The 17203-nt window shown below is 40.0% G+C and carries 12 protein-coding genes and 1 pseudogene; 6 read left to right on the forward strand and 7 right to left on the reverse strand.

Annotated features, from left to right (window positions below):
- Nucleotides 1-5: 5 nt before the first annotated feature.
- From ACNOGP_RS09355 to ACNOGP_RS09365, 3 genes are all read right to left on the reverse strand, one after another.
- Entirely contained in the window at nucleotides 6-1304 is a 1299-nt protein-coding gene (locus tag ACNOGP_RS09355; RefSeq protein ID WP_418214633.1) for a hypothetical protein, read from the reverse strand.
- Nucleotides 1305-1332: 28 nt separating this feature from the next.
- Complete coding sequence (locus ACNOGP_RS09360) at nucleotides 1333-4467, reverse strand: glycoside hydrolase family 2 TIM barrel-domain containing protein (protein ID WP_418214634.1); 3135 nt, start codon at nucleotides 4465-4467, stop codon at nucleotides 1333-1335.
- A 292-nt stretch (nucleotides 4468-4759) separates the two neighbouring features.
- Nucleotides 4760-6484 carry a DUF6377 domain-containing protein gene (locus ACNOGP_RS09365; protein WP_195531940.1) on the reverse strand — a complete coding sequence of 575 codons (1725 nt, stop codon included), beginning with the start codon at nucleotides 6482-6484 and terminating at the stop codon, nucleotides 4760-4762.
- 167 nt (nucleotides 6485-6651) lie between these two features.
- Between ACNOGP_RS09365 and ACNOGP_RS09370 the strand changes: the two genes are divergently transcribed.
- Genes ACNOGP_RS09370 through ACNOGP_RS09390 form a run of 5 tightly spaced genes read left to right on the forward strand, consistent with a single transcriptional unit; the run spans nucleotide 6652 to nucleotide 10620 of the window.
- Complete coding sequence (locus tag ACNOGP_RS09370; protein ID WP_418214635.1) at nucleotides 6652-7590, forward strand: ribonuclease Z; 939 nt, start codon at nucleotides 6652-6654, stop codon at nucleotides 7588-7590.
- Complete coding sequence (locus tag ACNOGP_RS09375; protein ID WP_418214636.1) at nucleotides 7580-9121, forward strand: L,D-transpeptidase family protein; 1542 nt, start codon at nucleotides 7580-7582, stop codon at nucleotides 9119-9121. Before ACNOGP_RS09370 ends, ACNOGP_RS09375 begins: the two co-directional genes overlap by 11 nt.
- Nucleotides 9122-9145: 24 nt before the next feature.
- Entirely contained in the window at nucleotides 9146-9697 is a 552-nt protein-coding gene (locus ACNOGP_RS09380; protein WP_418214637.1) for an RNA polymerase sigma factor, read from the forward strand.
- A gap of 47 nt (nucleotides 9698-9744) precedes the next feature.
- Complete coding sequence (locus tag ACNOGP_RS09385; protein WP_418214638.1) at nucleotides 9745-10122, forward strand: hypothetical protein; 378 nt, start codon at nucleotides 9745-9747, stop codon at nucleotides 10120-10122.
- Between the two features lie 27 nt (nucleotides 10123-10149).
- Nucleotides 10150-10620 carry a hypothetical protein gene (locus ACNOGP_RS09390; RefSeq protein ID WP_418214639.1) on the forward strand — a complete coding sequence of 157 codons (471 nt, stop codon included), beginning with the start codon at nucleotides 10150-10152 and terminating at the stop codon, nucleotides 10618-10620.
- A gap of 109 nt (nucleotides 10621-10729) precedes the next feature.
- On the opposite strand, the gene mazG is transcribed toward ACNOGP_RS09390, so the two are convergent.
- From mazG to ACNOGP_RS09405, 3 genes are all read right to left on the reverse strand, one after another.
- Complete coding sequence (mazG, locus tag ACNOGP_RS09395) at nucleotides 10730-11518, reverse strand: nucleoside triphosphate pyrophosphohydrolase (RefSeq protein WP_272720032.1); 789 nt, start codon at nucleotides 11516-11518, stop codon at nucleotides 10730-10732.
- A gap of 36 nt (nucleotides 11519-11554) precedes the next feature.
- Entirely contained in the window at nucleotides 11555-12724 is a 1170-nt protein-coding gene (locus tag ACNOGP_RS09400; protein ID WP_418214640.1) for an ATP-binding protein, read from the reverse strand.
- 392 nt (nucleotides 12725-13116) lie between these two features.
- Nucleotides 13117-13815: a DUF4468 domain-containing protein gene (locus ACNOGP_RS09405; RefSeq protein ID WP_418214641.1), complete on the reverse strand. Its 699-nt coding sequence runs from the start codon at nucleotides 13813-13815 to the stop codon at nucleotides 13117-13119.
- Between the two features lie 168 nt (nucleotides 13816-13983).
- Between ACNOGP_RS09405 and ACNOGP_RS09410 the strand changes: the two are divergent.
- Nucleotides 13984-14557: pseudogene (locus tag ACNOGP_RS09410) on the forward strand (IS1380 family transposase); the annotation flags it as partial.
- A 1540-nt stretch (nucleotides 14558-16097) separates the two neighbouring features.
- Here ACNOGP_RS09410 and ACNOGP_RS09415 read toward each other — a convergent pair.
- Nucleotides 16098-17150, reverse strand: coding sequence for a DUF3810 domain-containing protein (locus tag ACNOGP_RS09415; RefSeq protein WP_418214642.1), 1053 nt, complete (start codon nucleotides 17148-17150; stop codon nucleotides 16098-16100).
- Nucleotides 17151-17203: the final 53 nt, after the last annotated feature.

Genomic DNA, 17203 nt, shown 5'->3' on the forward strand with positions numbered 1-17203 from the left:
CATTTTTAATAGAAATAAATATTGTCCAAAAGAATGTTCCTAGTGTTGTCATCACATGCCAATGCCAATTGTGGTATTAGTTTATTTTCTTTTTCAAGTTCCAGATCGAGTGACAACCACTGTTTTGATTTGAAATCAGGATATTTCTCCAATGTTATCGGATGCTTTATTTCCGTTGTTCCATAGTATATAGAGATTGTTATAATAGTGCTTTTACTTACTTCGTCCATGCATAATACATCCAGGTGGAGGTGAGTCTTTGACGAACAATCCGCTGTTTTGTTGAATACAATACCTACAAAGTTCAAACCGCTATACTGTGCTATATGATTATCACCGGTATCTATTTCCGTATATTCGGCTGTTGACCATTCCCATCTAGGATTCCAGTTTGCGGAAATCTTATTAGTATAAGAATCACTGAACAGAGACAACACTTCCGATTCGTCTCTCGTAGGTGTTGGAGCGAAATCGTAACAATGTACCTTTATTTCGCCTTCAGCCTCCTTTAACGATATAACGGCTTCTCCTGTTTTGTGCACGGTTATGTTACCATCATTTGTTACCGAAGCTACATTGGCGTCAGATGACTCGAATGTAAAATAATTAGGAGAGACCCGCATTTTACGGTTAATGCCGTTCGGAAGATTGATAGTCTCGGTCAGAGTTCCTATTGTCAGTTTTCCGGGAAAACCGGGGACCTCTATATCTTCTATTTTGGCATGAGCCAATGTACCGAGTTTTTCGAACTTGACCTCATCGAACCAGATGGTGTAGCCTTCGTCATTTACTGCACCGGCGGAGTAGTAGAATAATCCCTTTTCCGATAAAAGTTTTGCGGAATTAGGAATAGGGATGATAATCTTGCTCCAGTTTGTATTCAGTTGGACATCATTAACTTGAACCAGATATTCGGTAGTATCATAATTTCCTATTCCAACTTCAATAGCGGTAGCTACGGAAGACTTGGCATAAAAAGTCAGTGCGTCATATCCGGACAGGTTTCTGCCTGTAGCGGAATAGAAAGTACCTCCTGCCCAACTTCCCATAGGATCACTCGGATTGGGAACTTCTATTCGCATAGATGACGTGCCGTCGTAGGTGGTTTCAGTATCCACCCCAAAATTAGTTACTTTTCCCCATGCCTGGTATTGCAGGTCGGATGCAAATTCATCGATAAAGACATCAGACAAGTTTGGGTAAGTTGCCAGCACATCCGTATTTATATCTCTCGTACATCCTGTCAACGAAAAGAGAACAGCGACAACAGAGAGCTTACATGATATATTGATTTTGTGATTCATAAAACTATCTTATTAATTAGTTCGTAGATTAGAAAATGCTGAATGAAATGTAGGTTCTTATTTCCCATTCGTTGCCACGACCTGCGCCTACAATATCTGTGCTTGGTTCAAAACCACCGGAACCGTCCGGTATATATCCGGCAACGTAACGAGGAGAATATTGATCTAATGTTCTGAAAGTACCTCTGATTCCTACGCGAGTGGATACCGGGCCCAACCATTTAGGCTTGGCGAGACTGGTCGAAAAGTCTAACATACATTGGAAAGGGAAAGTAAGGTTAAAATCCCTGTGATAGTCGTACGGTCCCCAGTCATTAAACTTCACCATTGCGTTCAGCCGCAGTTTCTTATAAATCATTTTGGCGTCTGCACCTACCCGCTTAACTAAACGGGTATCATCTCCGTTGGCTTGGGCAGTACCACAGTAGATACTTGATATGATACCGAAATCTCTTGATATTCTAGACGCTATTTTCAGGTTTGTTTCCCATAAATCATGAGCCGGTGCAGCTCCTCCGAAAGCAAAGGTAGAACGCCCGTTGGCAAGTATACCTATGGCTGCATCCTGTGAAGTGGGATGATGGCGGTAAATGAAACCAAGTGAAGCGGCAAACGGTGCATCTTCGTTATTGTCATTCTCCCAGTCGTACATCCAAGTAGCGGGTGTCGGGTCATAAGTCAGCAACAATTCTCCCGCTGTTGTCTCCCTGTTATCCCTAACAGCAAAAGGATCATCAATAATATTTCGTAATCTTCCGGGAGCATCGATTCCATTAGGCATTGGCCCTACAAGCGGTTTCTGCCACAGGAAATTAGGGGCAACCTGGAAGTTGCCTATCTGATAAGTAAAACCGGCAAGGACGTTCGATTGATTTCCGCTACCGCTATCTTTCAGCCTCCATCCTGTTAAAGTCTGTGTGTAATCGGCTCCGCCACTGGCTACCAATCCCATTATCGCCCCCTGCGCATAGGCATTGAACTTTCCTCCGCTATATACCACTTTCATCTTCCCTCCGAATGTATCGGATGTTTTTATTACGTCGGAATATACGATAGCTTCTTTATTGTATTCTGTGGTAGCTTGAAATTCCCGTCCTACAAGCGTTGTTCCTGACCATAATCCGCCCGCTGTAATATTGAAACGTCCGAAACTTCTTTCCACCATAAGAGAGGCCCGTGTATTCTTGGGGCGGGGTATGGCGTAAGAAGTAGTCGTTCCTTCACGCTGGTCTATATCATAATGGAAAATACCTGCTACGTTATATTTACCTATATTCCGTTGGTATTTGACAAGCAGAGCCGGGTTTGCACCCCACCATAGTTCGGGACCGAAAGCAATTTTCAGCCCTTTGAAGTATTTCTTACCTTCAATTTCACTTCCGAAAGGAGCTTCGCCACCATAGATATCCATATTATCGCCGTAGCTCGCTTCTGGATACAATCCAAAGAAGTCTCCTTCGTATCCCCAATGATAGTGTCCCTTGCGGTAAAATGTTTTCAGATTAAAAAGTTTGCCATCCCAGTCAAAACTCGCACTATAAAGTCTTAAGCGTTCCAACGGACCCAGATCTACTACTTCTCCGCTTTCGTCCGTTATATATCTGGAGCGTCCTCTGTTCTCATAAAAGATTTCGTCTATCGGGTTCTCTGCCACATTTCCAAGAACATTTACAGTGACTTCCGCCTGTACATTCTCTGCCGGTTTTGAAGCTACGCCTACGTAGAACGATTCAGTATGGTCAAAGCCTTTAAAGCTGGGGAAACTTGTCGGATTCTTCGGTCTGGAGCTTGGAGTGGTAGTATTCTTTGCTCCTGTATTGTAGGTAGTTATGTCACCTCTCAGTTCGCTCAGGCGTATTAGCTGAGTCTTTTCGCCTTGCAAGGCAGTTTTATCACTTCTGGAGGATAAAACGGCTGACATTACATTGATATCGGAAAGTTTGCTTATTATCGAAGAGGTGGTACTTCCGGGAGAATAAGGATTAATCTTGTGGACATCTTTCAGCACATAGTATGCGGCACGCGGGTAAAGTTCGTATATTCCCCTGCTGTCAGGAGTTCCTTTTGCGCATATACCGAACCATTCTTCGTTCATATTGTTTTCACCGTTCACATAGTCAAATACATATCCGCCGTTGGCCCATGATGCATTGGTGTCATGTATGCTCAGGTTAGTATTTTGGCCGAATTTCCACCAACCGTCGGCAAATTGGAAAGTGAAACCTCCGAGTGAGTTATTGTTGTTGCCTAGCCCTGCCGCATTCAGATATATTTCAGTCCAATTCTTCAACAGAATGTCTGCTTGCTCTTTTTGTGCTTCACTTTGAGTTATGGCATTGAATGCATCGGATCCGAACTCTGTAAACAATACCGGTTTTCCATACTCCGCTTTTACCCTGCTGAACAAGTCGCCGAACGAGTCACCGCGATAGCAGTTGATTCCCAGAATGTCAACATCCTTACATTCTTTGGCTATAATATCAAGGAATAGAAGGTCACCGTTGCAAATGGCTATAGGAGCTGAAGCATTCATTTTCTTCATCTCGACAGTCGCTTCGTTGAACAGTTTATATAAGTGAACCGCTTGAATAGTGGATTTACGATCTTCTACCGGAATATCTTCCGTTTCTGCTCCTTGCCAGAATAAACCATAATTGTTTTCATTTCCAAGAAGATAGAGGAGTATTCCAGGAGTATTATTGTATTCCTTTACCAATTCTCTCGCCTCGTCGAGAAGTACTTTTTTTACTCTAGGGTCGGAATAGTCGGTGTTAGCCATCCATGCCCCGTCCAAAGCTACTCCATAGCGTCCGAAGGAGCTATATATCATTGTGTGAATACCATATTGCTCATAGATATATTTTACCCATCTGGGGGGAACGCCTATGTGTTGTCTGATAGCGTTTACACCCATGTTCTTCAATAAAGACATATCCGTATCGAGAGCAGCCTTGATTATATCGTCAGGCTTTGTCCATAAGGAATATGAATAATTGGTGCCGATTGGGAAGTAATCCCAGTTCATGCCATTCACCATAAAAGACTTACCGTTCACAAGCAACTTGGAACCTGTTCTGTCGTTGACTAAGGAGACTTTTTCCTGTTGTGCCGAAAGGGGAATGGACAAAAGGATTAGCAAAGATAATAATATTACATTTTTCATGATAAGTAAAATAACAAATTAGCACTTTGTGAAAAGAAAGCGTCTGAGATTACAAACGTATGTTTCATAGTTTGCTTTGGATTTAGTAGTTTCTCTTGCCTCATAGATTAAATTTAAAAAGTATATACTCGATTAATTTCTCGGAGGACAAAGGTAGTATAGTATAAGGTACGGTGTATATACAAGTAAATAGTAAGAGTAAATAAATAAAAAGTTAATATGTTGATTATTAATTATATAGTGTTTGGTGGAGGTAAATAGTTTATGAAGTAAAATGGTTTGTTTGCTCTCTCTATTTTTGCATTTTACCCAATGAACGTACCGTCTCGGTGAATTCTTCCTTAGGAATTATTGCCTTGTTTCTGGTTTTTAAACGATTATTGTAAACCGTCTGCGGAGAGCAATGAAGAAATTCTGCAATCTTTATACTGTCGTTTATTCCGAGTCTGACAAGCGCATATATCCTCAACTCCGTGTTCAGGAGTTCGCCTTCTTTAAGCATTATCTTTTCTTCGGGACGCAGGAGCGAATTGAAGTCTTTTACAAAATCGGGGTATACGTGTAGGAAAATAGCGTCGAAACTATGATAGAATTCCTTCAACTCACTTTGTACCATCGTAATGTTGGAAGTTAATGATTTGATATCGTCTATTTGGCCGGCTTTAAGTTTTCTGCTGATATTCTTCCTGTATTCTTCAAGTTTGGTTATATAATTGGAGCATATTGAGAATACATATCCGATGTATTCTTCTTTCACATAATTGGACTCTAGTAATTGGTTATTGATCACTTTTAGCTTTTCATTTACTTCGCTAAGTTCTCCGTTCACTTCACCCAGCATTCGTTGGGCTTCGGAAAGTTCTTTGACGTGTGAATTAAGCAGTCGGTTACTTTCGTTCAGTTTTTTACGTGAACGGGACAGTTTTCTGAATTGGAAATAAATGAGTAGTATGGAGATGAGCAATACAATGGATAATATACTTGTGGTGTAGAGTGATTTACGCAATTTGCTTTCCTGTATTTTGTTCCTTTCGCGATAGGCCTGCTGTAGTTTATCCATAACGGTCGATATGTTTATTACGCGCACCCTGTTGGGATACAGCAATGCGGCTTTAAAGCAATAACTGATGTAAGTGTAGCCTCTGTCTATGTCTTCACGCAAATAGAGGATATTGGAAAGTTCCTCCAATGAAGCTATATCGCGGTTGCAGATTTTAATATCGGCTATGGCAGAATAAATAAGGTATTTTACGTAATTATCTTCATCGCCTTCATTGTAAAACATGATAGCAAGCATATAAGAATTGATGGCATCCACCCGCGTGGACAATGATGACTTGTCTACTATATCTTTTAATTTTAATTTTATACTGTCTCCCTCTGCAGAACGGGGATATTCTCTATGTAGTGACGCGCAAAAACTATAATATGAAGGATGATCAGGAGTTATGTATTTCTTGGCTTCGTGCTTGAATTCCTTCTCAAGATTGTAATAAGAATTTGTCAGTTCCAGGCGGTTACCGATGAATTGTACCAAATGGGAGTATAGATAGATTTTTGTATCATAATACTGATACATATTTTCTTTACTTAATGAAGCTATATCTACATTCAATAATTCTTTCTCAGCCTCATTCAGTAGCCCCTGGGCTGCAAGAAGGAAAACTTTGTGCAGTATCCACTCCTGTTCTTTGTCCTTTCGGCCTAATGCGCCGGCTATCTCTATATTATTGTTTACATAAACCATAGCCGAGTCCGCATTATAGACAAAATATTCATCATACAGCATTTTGTTAAGCCATAGTTTTTCTTCCGGTTTTAGAGGCATAGACTGTTTCTTACGCAGTTCTTCTATTTTATCTTCTTTCTCTAAAACGTACTTTTCACTGTTTGTCAATACGGAATCCAATCTGGAAAACAATTGTTCCATTTCTTTATTCTTGGAATAAACATTCCCGAAAGCAATAAACAGTAGGAACAATACTGATAATTTTCTGTATATAAAGGGATTCGTCATATTAAATACTTCTTTTTCTGATACTGTGACCAGCTTTCATATCATGTTCTTGAAACCGGTTGTCGATATGCAAATATATATTCTTTTTTGATACTATATGGCAGGTAATAAGACTTTTGTTTCACTGCTTGCGAAATTAACATGTTTTTTTTCTATCTTTGCCGGAGATGGAAAAGTTTGAGTTACATATATTAGGGTGCGGTTCCGCTTTGCCCACTACACGACATTTTGCGACTTCACAAGTCGTCAATTTGCGTGAAAAATTATTTATGATTGATTGTGGGGAAGGGGCTCAGATGCAATTACGTCGTTCCCGGCTTAAATTTTCCCGTTTGAATCATATCTTTATCTCTCATCTGCACGGTGATCATTGCTTTGGACTCTTGGGGCTAATCTCTACATTCGGATTATTGGGGAGGACGGCCGATTTACATATTCATTCTCCTAAGGGGCTGGAAGAATTATTCGCGCCGATGCTAGCTTTTTTTTGTAAGACACTGACCTATAAAGTGTTTTTTCACGAATTTGAGACGAAAGAACCGATACAGATTTATGATGACCGTTCGGTGACTGTAACTACGATTCCTCTTAAACATCGAATTCCCTGTTGCGGATTCCTGTTTGAGGAGAAACAACGTCCGAATCATATCATCAGGGAAATGGTGGATTTTTATAAAGTCCCGGTTTACGAACTGAACCGTATTAAGAACGGAGCGGATTTTGTTACTCCCGAAGGAGAAGTTATTCCCAATCAGCGTTTGACCCGTCCTTCGGCCCCGGCACGCAAATACGCTTATTGCTCTGATACGATTTATCGTCCGTCCATGGTGGAACAAATCAGCAATGTAGATTTGCTGTTCCATGAAGCTACTTTTGCACAAACAGAACAGGCACGAGCGAAAGAAACTTATCATACGACGGCTGCACAAGCTGCGCAAATTGCTTTGGATGCGAATGTAAAACAATTGGTTATCGGACATTTCTCTGCCCGATATGAAGATGAATCGGTTTTACTTAATGAAGCGTCCGCCATTTTTCCGCAGACAATTTTAGCGAAAGAAAATCTATGTATTGACGTTGACGGAGGAACTGTATATGAAAAGTAGTCGGTTGTTTTGGGGAGTAATAGTATGTATAATTTGCTTGGTTGCTTGTAAAAAGGAGAAACCTTTGTCTCCGATACCGGATTCTCTGTCTAATCTTCAGGAACTGCTTAATCCAGCCTATCGGATCAGTGCGGATAGTATTCGGCAGATCATTCGTGTCTATTTGAGAGACAATAAACAGGCTACTGCCTGGGATTCCGCGTTAGTCTCTCATTATCAGAAGGAAGGTGATTTCTTATGGTTGAATGATTCATTAGTCTCCGATAAGCCGACCGTGCAGGCGGCGGACTCAATGTTGTATTGGCTGGAGAATATCTCGCGGCATGGGATTAATCCGAATCTTTATTCTGCGGATAGTATCCGTAACGGGCTGCAGCAGATACGTACATTGCAATTGCAGGATGGAAAAACGATGAATAGTCTGTTGGCGGATTTGGAATATCAGTTAACGACCGTCTACCTTTCGTATGTGTGCCGGTTAAAATTTGGTTTTCTACCTCCGGAGCGCAGATGGAATGATTCGATAGACCGTATTCCTCTGAAGCGTTGTGATATGAAATTTGCATTGTCGGCTCTTGATTCTTTGCGTGCCAATCCCACTGCCGCCTTTCATTGGGCGCAACCCTCTTCCCGTCTTTATAAGAAAATGCAGGAAGAATTGGTGCGCGTGAATGATTGGGGAAAGACGGATACTACGGATTATTACCGGGATCGTTTATTACTGAATCTGGAACGGGCGCGTTGGCAATATGCTCTGGATAAAGGGAAGAAATATGTGGTGGCAAATGTGGCGGCATTCATGCTGCAAGCCGTCAACGAGGAAGCAGACTCTATTCTGGAAATGCGCATTTGTGTGGGAAGTGTGAGGAATAAAACACCTTTGTTGTCCAGCAGAATCTACTATATGGAGCTGAATCCGTATTGGAATGTTCCTCAAAGTATTATCCGGAAAGAGATTATTCCTACTTATCGCAGAGATACGACTTACTTTACCCGTAACCGCATGAAGGTGTATGATAAGAATGGTACACAAGTCGATCCTCATAGTATCAAATGGGCGAGGTATGCGGGCAAGGGAGTACCTTATACTGTGAAACAGGATAATAAGACGGGAAATTCGTTGGGGCGTATCATCTTCCGTTTCCCAAATCCTTATTCCGTTTATTTGCACGATACTCCTTCCCGTTGGGCTTTCACGCGAAAGAACCGGGCGGTGAGCCATGGTTGTGTACGTCTTCAGAAAGCACTCGATTTTGCTTTCTTCTTATTAGAAGAACCGGATGAATTACTGGAAGACCGTATCCGCATTGCAATGGACCTCAAGCCGATAAGCGAGGAAGGAAAGAAGCTTCCTATCAGTGCGGCCTATCGTGAATTGAAACATTATAGTTTGGAGAAATATGTGCCTTTGTTTATAGATTATCAGACTGTTTATCTGTCTGCCGATAATAATTTGATGTATTGTGATGACATTTATAAGTATGATCCGTCTTTACTAAAGGCAATGACCGATCTGGATTTGAAACCATAAATAAACATAGAGATACAAGAGATTATGACCCCTTATAACGAGCGCGAAGTTCTGAAGCTCCTCCAGGAGGAGAGTACGCAGCGACAAGGATTTGAAATGATTGTATCGCAGTATAGCGAACAATTGTATTGGCAGATCCGTCGGCTGGTGCTGTCGCATGAGGATGCGAACGATCTCCTGCAAAATACTTTTATCAAGGCATGGACGAATATTGATTATTTCCGTGCTGAGGCGAAGTTGTCTACCTGGCTCTATCGTATTGCGTTGAATGAATGCCTCACTTTCCTGAATAGGCAACGTGCCGTCACTACCTTGGCCATTGATGATCCGGAAGCGGCGGTTGTGCAGAAACTGGAAAGCGACCCGTACTTTTCGGATGATGAGGCGCAGTTGTGTTTGCAAAAGGCATTAATGACTTTACCGGAGAAACAGCGCATGGTGTTCAATCTGAAATACTATCAAGAAATGAAATATGAAGAAATGTCTGAAATCTTCGGTACCTCAGTCGGTGCTTTGAAAGCATCTTATCATCATGCAGTGAAGAAAATAGAGAAGTTTTTAGAAGACATTGATTAAACCTTTGGACTCGGACTATGTCTAAATCAAAGAGAGGAGAAAAACGAATGAAAGAAGAAGATATCCTATTGAAGAAACTTGGTAAGGAAGATTCCTTCAAAGTTCCTGGTGGTTACTTTGAGAACCTGACTTCAGAGGTGATGAATAAACTTCCTGAAAAAGAGAAAGTGGTTTTCAAGGAAGAACCTGTCAGTACATGGACAAGACTGAAACCATTGCTCTATATGGCAGCTATGTTTGTGGGGGCTGCCTTGATTATACGGGTGGCGTCGTCAGATCGTAAGTCTGTTGCAGATATTGATGTGGCGGTGACTGAGATAGAAACTGAAGTCATATCCGATGAAATGATTGATATGGCATTGGATCGTGCCATGTTGGATGATTATTCGTTGTATGTCTATCTGAGTGACGCGAGTGTAGAATGATTTATTAAAACTGATTGAATACGGAAAATGAAAAAATTAATTGCATTACTTGTTTTGTTGTGTGGCTTTATGCCCCTTCTTTGGGCTGCCGACGGATGTGAACAACATTTATCTCGCGAGGAATTCAGAACAAAACAAAAGGCATATATTATTGAACAAGCAAAACTGACTAAAGAAGAAGCTGCAAAGTTCTTTCCTATTTATTTTGAACTTCAGGATAAGAAGAAAAAATTGAATGACGAATCATGGAATCTGATGCGTAAAGGCAAGGATGATAAAACTACGGAAGCTCAATACAAAGAAATCAATGAGAAGATTGCTGAGAACCGTATTGCTGCCGACCAACTAGATAGAACCTATTTGGGCAAGTTCAATAAAATCCTTTCCAGCAAGAAGATCTTTCTTGTGCAACGGGCGGAAATGCGTTTCCATAGGGAAATGATCAAAGGTATGCACCGTAAGGGAGAAAGTAAAGATACAAAAAAAGTAAGTGAATAAACCAGACGCTCTGTCGGAGTGCGGACAGACGTTTCGTCTGTGGGAAATGAAGGCTCTGTTTTCGTAGGAATAGAGCCTTCATTTTTTTCGGTATCAGGTTCATGCGAAACTATAATCCTTTTTTCTTGGCTTCGTTCCAAATGGCATCCATCTCTTCCAGGGTCATGGCTTTCAGATTCTTGCCTTCTTTGATGGTGTGCTCTTCCAGATAGTTGAAACGGCGGATAAACTTCTGGTTGGTAAGTTCCAGTGCATTATCGGGATTGATTTTATAAAGGCGTGCCGCATTGATAAGACTGAACATGACATCGCCGAATTCTGCTTCCGCCTTATCCTTATCCATATTGGCTACTTCCTCCTGAAACTCACCTATTTCTTCTTTCACTTTGTCCCAAACCTGTTCCCGTTCTTCCCAGTCGAAACCTACATTGCGGGCCTTGTCCTGAATACGGTAAGCCTTGATAAGCGAGGGTAGGGCAGCGGGCACACCGCTTAATACACTTTTGTTGCCATCTTTCTCTTTGAGTTTCAATTGTTCCCAGTTCTCGGAAACTTGTCCGGCTGTCTCTGCTTTCACCTCTCCGAACACATGCGGATGGCGGAAAATCAGCTTATCGCACAGTTTGTCGCAAACATCTTTGATGTCAAAATCTCCTGTTTCCGAGCCTATCTTGGCATAGAAAGCGACGTGCAATAATACGTCTCCCAATTCTTTGCAGATTTCTTTCTTGTCATCCCTCATCAGGGCATCGCAAAGTTCGTAAGTCTCTTCTATAGTGTTGGGACGTAGACTTTCATTCGTCTGTTTACGGTCCCAGGGACATTTAACACGCAGTTCGTCGAGAATGTCCAGGAAGCGTCCGAAGGCTTCCATCTGTTCTTGTCTGGTATGTGACATAAGTCTTTTTATTTAAAAGTTGATGCAAAGATATGACTAATAATTCATCCCGAAGTTCCAAAGTGGAATAATATTCCCATAACCGGTTTCAATATCGTCTTTCACAATATATCCTTCTTGTGCTTTAGCAATCTGTTGCTGTCCTTTGTTTTTTCCTCCTATTTCGAATGTTCTTTTTCCAATTTGAAAATCAGAAATCTTGGAAGATATAATATCCTGTTTAACTCGCATTTGATTATAAAAGAATGTTTCACGGATATTACCGGTATTGGAATTTTCTCTTCCTAACGCATAAATGAGATTAGTATTATCAAGATATATTTTTTCTACTTTTCCTAACCCTCTGATTCCACCTGTATCATCCCTAACCTGAGCTATCATTCCCGCTTTCTCAATATAAAGTAAGTAATCGCTTAAATAATTACGACTTACTCCGATGATGTCAGCGAGTTTCTGCATGACAGGTTTAAATGGGACGCTTTTGGCAATAATCATCAATAACTGTTTCAATTTACGTCCTGTCGAGACATTCATATTAGCGTATTGAGGAATGTCATTCTCCATAGTTTGGTTGATTACTTGGTTTAACTCAATTTCAAAAGTGGTATCTTTGCTAAACGGGTAATAGCCGTGTCGTATATATTCAGCGAACAGCGGAAGTGGATGTGCTATTCCCGGAATTTCAACTTTATGCTCCAGTATTTCTTCTAATGAGTAGGCTGGTACATGAATTTGATGGAACATACTTAAATATTCTCTGAAAGACAGTCCTTGCATTTCATAGATTGGTGCACGTCTGCTCAAATCTGCCGTTCCTTTATAAATATCCAGAATAGAGGAACCGGTAAAAAGAACTTGCATATCCGGATAAGAATCGAATATCTGCTTTAATTCACGAGACCAATTAGGATATTTGTGTATTTCATCAATGAATAAATGTTTGCCGCCTTGTTTGCTGAATTTGTCCGTTAGGTCAATCAGGGAATTATCGGCAAAATACATATTGTCTGCTGAAACATATAATGTATCTTTCGGATTCATGTTCTGCTTGATATGTTGCAGGAACATGGTGGTTTTACCTACTCCGCGTGGTCCGACAAGTCCGAGCATATGGCTGCCCCAATTTATTTCAGCATACTTGTATCGGATGAAATCGGTACTTGTAGCTTTAAGGAGTTTATTGAAGTTTTCGTATAATCTGTCCATGGTTGGCATATATTTATGCACAAAGATACATTAATTGCACAACAAAAGTGCAGAAATTAATAGTTTTCTGCACTTTTGTTGTGCAATTAATGTATAGGATTTCCCCAGTTCCCCATTTATTCCAATTATCGCCCTTCATTGCCTAATTTATTATTTCTCCGAGATCTCTATATTCCAATGAATCCTTAATTGATAATAGGGGGATTGTTCAAGTGCGGAGCGGGAGTTGAACCCTTTAGAGTATGTCTGTGAGAGTGACGTTATTATCTTTCGTAGTGTAACGGAGAAAGAATAGTCACAAGTTTCGTAGAGACATATGTGGTGAACGTAAGCGTTAATAAAAGAATGATAACTATGCCGCAATTTCAAAATGCTGGAATTGCAGGGAGTAATTACCAATCATCATCACTTATTTGCAATGGTTTCTTTAGAACTGTATCAATTTTGTCTACAAGGATTTTACAACATGATAGTGAATAAACAAAAGCTCGTGATGATGTCACTTTAGGGTGTTGTATGTTTTTTGCAAATGGATAACAATCAGAAAGTGCCCATATTTGGGTGTCTTTAGTAATGCCATTACCTGTTACACCAAAACCTCCACCAAACATTATTACATATCCACTATCGTCATTTATCTTCAATACCTCATAATTTTGTAGAGTGTATGTCATTCGGATGCGTTCTTCTTTAAAATTAAATTTAAGAAGTGGTCGGATGCTTACCCTATATGAATTATCTCCCATAGTACGTTTTGCAATATTAGGCAGATAACAACGTGCTATGATTGTTCCTTCTTCTTCATTTGATACCTGTATAGCTGACTTTGCATCGGAAGACATAGATATGATCCAATCCATAATTTTACGGTATAGTTGAGATTGGGACTGACCTTTATACTCTTTTATAATTGATAATGATAGTTCGCCCAATTCATTCAACTGATATTCATTGGATAGCTCCTTAGCCTTTGCTGACCAAGACATATTGCCTATGTTAGTATATTCTTCTAATTCTTGTTTAGTCACAATTTGGGCATTGATTGTATTACAGACTAACCCTAGTAACATTATAAAGATAATCTTTTTCATATTGACTTGATGTTTGCTGTTTAAAAATATAACCTTAATTCCACAACTTAATTCACTAATATTATTTATAAGCTACTGGATAATAATATATTACCAGGATTTTGTCATGTCTGATTTTTCACTTATCTTCGTGTTGCAAATCCAAAAACGAGCAAAATCAGTAATGACATGGTAAAAGTACAAATAAAATCAGAGAAGCTCACACCTTTTGGTGGAATTTTTAGCGTAATGGAGCTGTTTAATCGTCTTTTGACACCAATCATTGACAGCACTCCTTAGTCTGCGATGCCTCCTTTGGGGTTATCAGTACAGCGAGATTATCCGTTCTTTCATGTGCGTTTTCTTCTGTGGCGGTTCATGTGTGAAAGATGTGACATTCCATCTTATGCACCACCTTTCTCTCTACCCAATCCTTCAGACCTGTAGTGCGGATACCTTTCTTAGAACCATTGACGAGTTGGACAAGCATGGCTTACATTTTCGGCAGCGGAAAGGTATACGATTTCAATACGGCAGATAAACTCAATGAGTTTTTTGTAAATGCTCTGATTACTACAGGCGATTTGAAAACCGGTGAAGAATATGACATTGACTTTGGTCATCAGTTCATTGAAACTGAAAAGTATGCCACAAAGCCTGCCTACAAGAGGTTTCTCGGTTACTGTGCCGCAGTGGCTTGCATAGATGACAAAATAGTCAACATTGAAGGCATGATGGCAATGTCAATGTTCGCTTCAATCAGGTAGTCTGGGTTTATTATCAAATAAATTGATTTAGTTATGAAAGGTAATGTTGAAAATGTTCGTTGGGGAAGAATTGAAATAGAATCATCTTCTAATCATTGGAGGAGTGATGTACATCCACGTTATGAAAACTATGTATTAGCAGATTTATATGACAGTCCCCTAAATATGTAGTAAGCACTAAATTGCTTATTTGTATTATCAAATCATAAGTTAGACATTTGTGCCATAAACTCAAAAAAATATGGCAAGCAGCACAGATTTAAAGATTTTATGGGAACGCTGTCAAAAAGAAGGAGTTCCTCATTCCATATCGATCGTTCAGTACTGTCAGATGAACGGAATAGTCTATAACTAGTTTGAACGCTGGTATAAAAAATATTGTAAGGTTGATGTAGTACCTGTAGAGATAATACACTCAGAAAAATCTGCAGATGCGACAACGGCCTCGAAGATGTAACCTGTATCTTCACAATGTTGTCCGCCTACAAAAAGTAAACTGGTGAGTAATGTTGAAATAATGTTTCACAATGGGTTGACTGTCTAGTATCGGGATATTGACTACTCTTCGTTGAAGTTATTATCAAAAGTTTTCCACCCCTATTTGATGGCAATTGAAGAGGGATGGTATCCTTCAAAACAATATATAATTAGTCTTTAACTTATTCCTAAAAATAGTTAAGCTGCAGCTTGCCTTGTTTCAGCATGGTATTTCTGTAGCGCATCAACCATAACTTCTATCTGTTTGGCGTTATCTTTGAAGCATTTGCAATGGCTCTACGCTATTAACTTAGTCATGGCTGTGAGCATCGTTTCTAAGCATGCAAGTATGCGTTTCTATAGTGTCAAAGTCAACAGTTGTTCCTAAAAAGGTCGCCCATAATCTCATAATCAGAAAATCTTTTATCTAGGGCTAGTACGATATAGGTGATGAAGCAAAGCGTACAGTCTGCAATCTGTCCGTTAAAGTTATACCCTCCAAGTGATAGATAACTTTTGCTTTCCTTGTTGGAGTTATGCAAAGCTTTACATAAGTTCTTCAAGACCCTGAATATGGATTTCGATATACGCCCGGTGTTCCATAAAACTGACCAAGGAACTAAATCGCACCTCAATCTTGCAGTTTTGGCATATTGGGTGGTTTCGACGACCAAATATAATTTGGCACTAAAAGGAATTGATATACGGTGGAATGAGATTATTCGTATAATGAACGCACGAGTTTGAGTCACAGCTGAATTCGAAGCTGAAGGTGGCAGGACTATTGCTGTAAGACAAAACACACACCGGAAGACACTATGCGTAATATCTATGCCGCATTAGGAATCAGTCCTAATACGTTGACTGAAATGAAATCCATAGTGCACCCAAAAGCATCACTCCAAAAAAATGATGACTGATTTTCAATGGAATAGATTAGAAGTTATGCGCAATGTGGGTTAAAAAGATCTTTTGCCATAATGAAATTAGTCTTATCCGTTTTATATTAGTGTTGCAAATATCGGGATACTATGTGCCAAAACAAGGCACAATCTAAAATTATTTCTTTTTCCACTCCCTATACGAAATCAGTAGTCCTACCACCTCCGAATAATTTTTCCTACCACTTTCTATCTTGTTACCTTTCAGATAGAGGTCGTATATCCAATCCTGAACAGCACCGACTACCGGACTATATTTGGCCGTCCAATACGCTTGATTCTCTTTTGCCAATTCAATTATTTCAGGTCGGATGCGTTCAAGCAGTTGAGTGTATTCTTCTTCCGGCAATAACCTGTATGCATTTCCCAATACATGACCGAGCACAGAGAAATAACCGGAAAAACGAATACCCATCGCTTGGGAACAGGTGCATATCTGATAGGCATAAAAATTAGCTTCCGCTTCGCTGGTGATACCCAATAAATGGGCAAGTTCATGCGCATAAGTGGCAGGATAATTGACAGGAAGTAAATCTCCATTCAGCGTAAACTCACAAAAGAAAGGTCCCATGCTACCCGTTACCCCTACCATTGAGATAAACGGAGTGAACAGCATTGTTTTCGCTTTGAGATAATTATGTGGAGGACGGTGTACGCCCAGACTGTCACTCAGTTGATGATATAACCGTATGTTTTCTTCACGTACCAGCTTCTCATTGATACTGGTTACGGGGGTATATGAATGGTTCAATAAATCGATATATTCATTGACAAACGTTTGGAAATTCTCTTTATTGTATTCAGTATAAGGAATTTCCGTCCGTTGATAGAAATTCTTCTGAGAATAGTTAAGCCCCCAAGCGAGGTAAAACCAGACATAAATCCACAGAAGATATTCACCGTCATTCAGAAGGATCTTCTTCCAACGTAACTTTTTATGAAGACGAGCGTAGAAAGGATAGGCTATAACCCCTATGATACTGAGAAAGATAAATAAATCTCCTAGCGCGAACGGAATCCATCGGGAGAAAAATGACAGGCAATAAGATATGACAGGGTAAATCGTGCGTGCATATATTTCTCCCATAAACGGCAACATCTGAGTGAGCCATACCAACAACAGCAAACTGCCTAAAATGATATATCGAATCGTCCGCTTTCTTTTTTTCATACGTCTCGGCTATTTTCAAAGAACAAAAGTACTGATTCTTGCGCCTATATTCT

The organism is Bacteroides difficilis, from assembly GCF_048319815.1.
GTDB lineage: Bacteria > Bacteroidota > Bacteroidia > Bacteroidales > Bacteroidaceae > Bacteroides > Bacteroides zhangwenhongii.

Excerpts from the sequence above, each read along its gene's own strand:
- ACNOGP_RS09355 (WP_418214633.1), bottom strand. The coding sequence starts at position 1,304 with ATGAATCACAAAATCAATATATCATGTAAGCTCTCTGTTGTCGCTGTT.
- ACNOGP_RS09360 (WP_418214634.1), bottom strand. The coding sequence starts at position 4,467 with ATGAAAAATGTAATATTATTATCTTTGCTAATCCTTTTGTCCATTCCC.
- ACNOGP_RS09365 (WP_195531940.1), bottom strand. The coding sequence starts at position 6,484 with ATGACGAATCCCTTTATATACAGAAAATTATCAGTATTGTTCCTACTG.
- ACNOGP_RS09370 (WP_418214635.1), top strand. The coding sequence starts at position 6,652 with ATGGAAAAGTTTGAGTTACATATATTAGGGTGCGGTTCCGCTTTGCCC.
- ACNOGP_RS09375 (WP_418214636.1), top strand. The coding sequence starts at position 7,580 with ATGAAAAGTAGTCGGTTGTTTTGGGGAGTAATAGTATGTATAATTTGC.
- ACNOGP_RS09380 (WP_418214637.1), top strand. The coding sequence starts at position 9,146 with ATGACCCCTTATAACGAGCGCGAAGTTCTGAAGCTCCTCCAGGAGGAG.
- ACNOGP_RS09385 (WP_418214638.1), top strand. The coding sequence starts at position 9,745 with ATGAAAGAAGAAGATATCCTATTGAAGAAACTTGGTAAGGAAGATTCC.
- ACNOGP_RS09390 (WP_418214639.1), top strand. The coding sequence starts at position 10,150 with ATGAAAAAATTAATTGCATTACTTGTTTTGTTGTGTGGCTTTATGCCC.
- mazG (WP_272720032.1), bottom strand. The coding sequence starts at position 11,518 with ATGTCACATACCAGACAAGAACAGATGGAAGCCTTCGGACGCTTCCTG.
- ACNOGP_RS09400 (WP_418214640.1), bottom strand. The coding sequence starts at position 12,724 with ATGGACAGATTATACGAAAACTTCAATAAACTCCTTAAAGCTACAAGT.
- ACNOGP_RS09405 (WP_418214641.1), bottom strand. The coding sequence starts at position 13,815 with ATGAAAAAGATTATCTTTATAATGTTACTAGGGTTAGTCTGTAATACA.
- ACNOGP_RS09415 (WP_418214642.1), bottom strand. The coding sequence starts at position 17,150 with ATGAAAAAAAGAAAGCGGACGATTCGATATATCATTTTAGGCAGTTTG.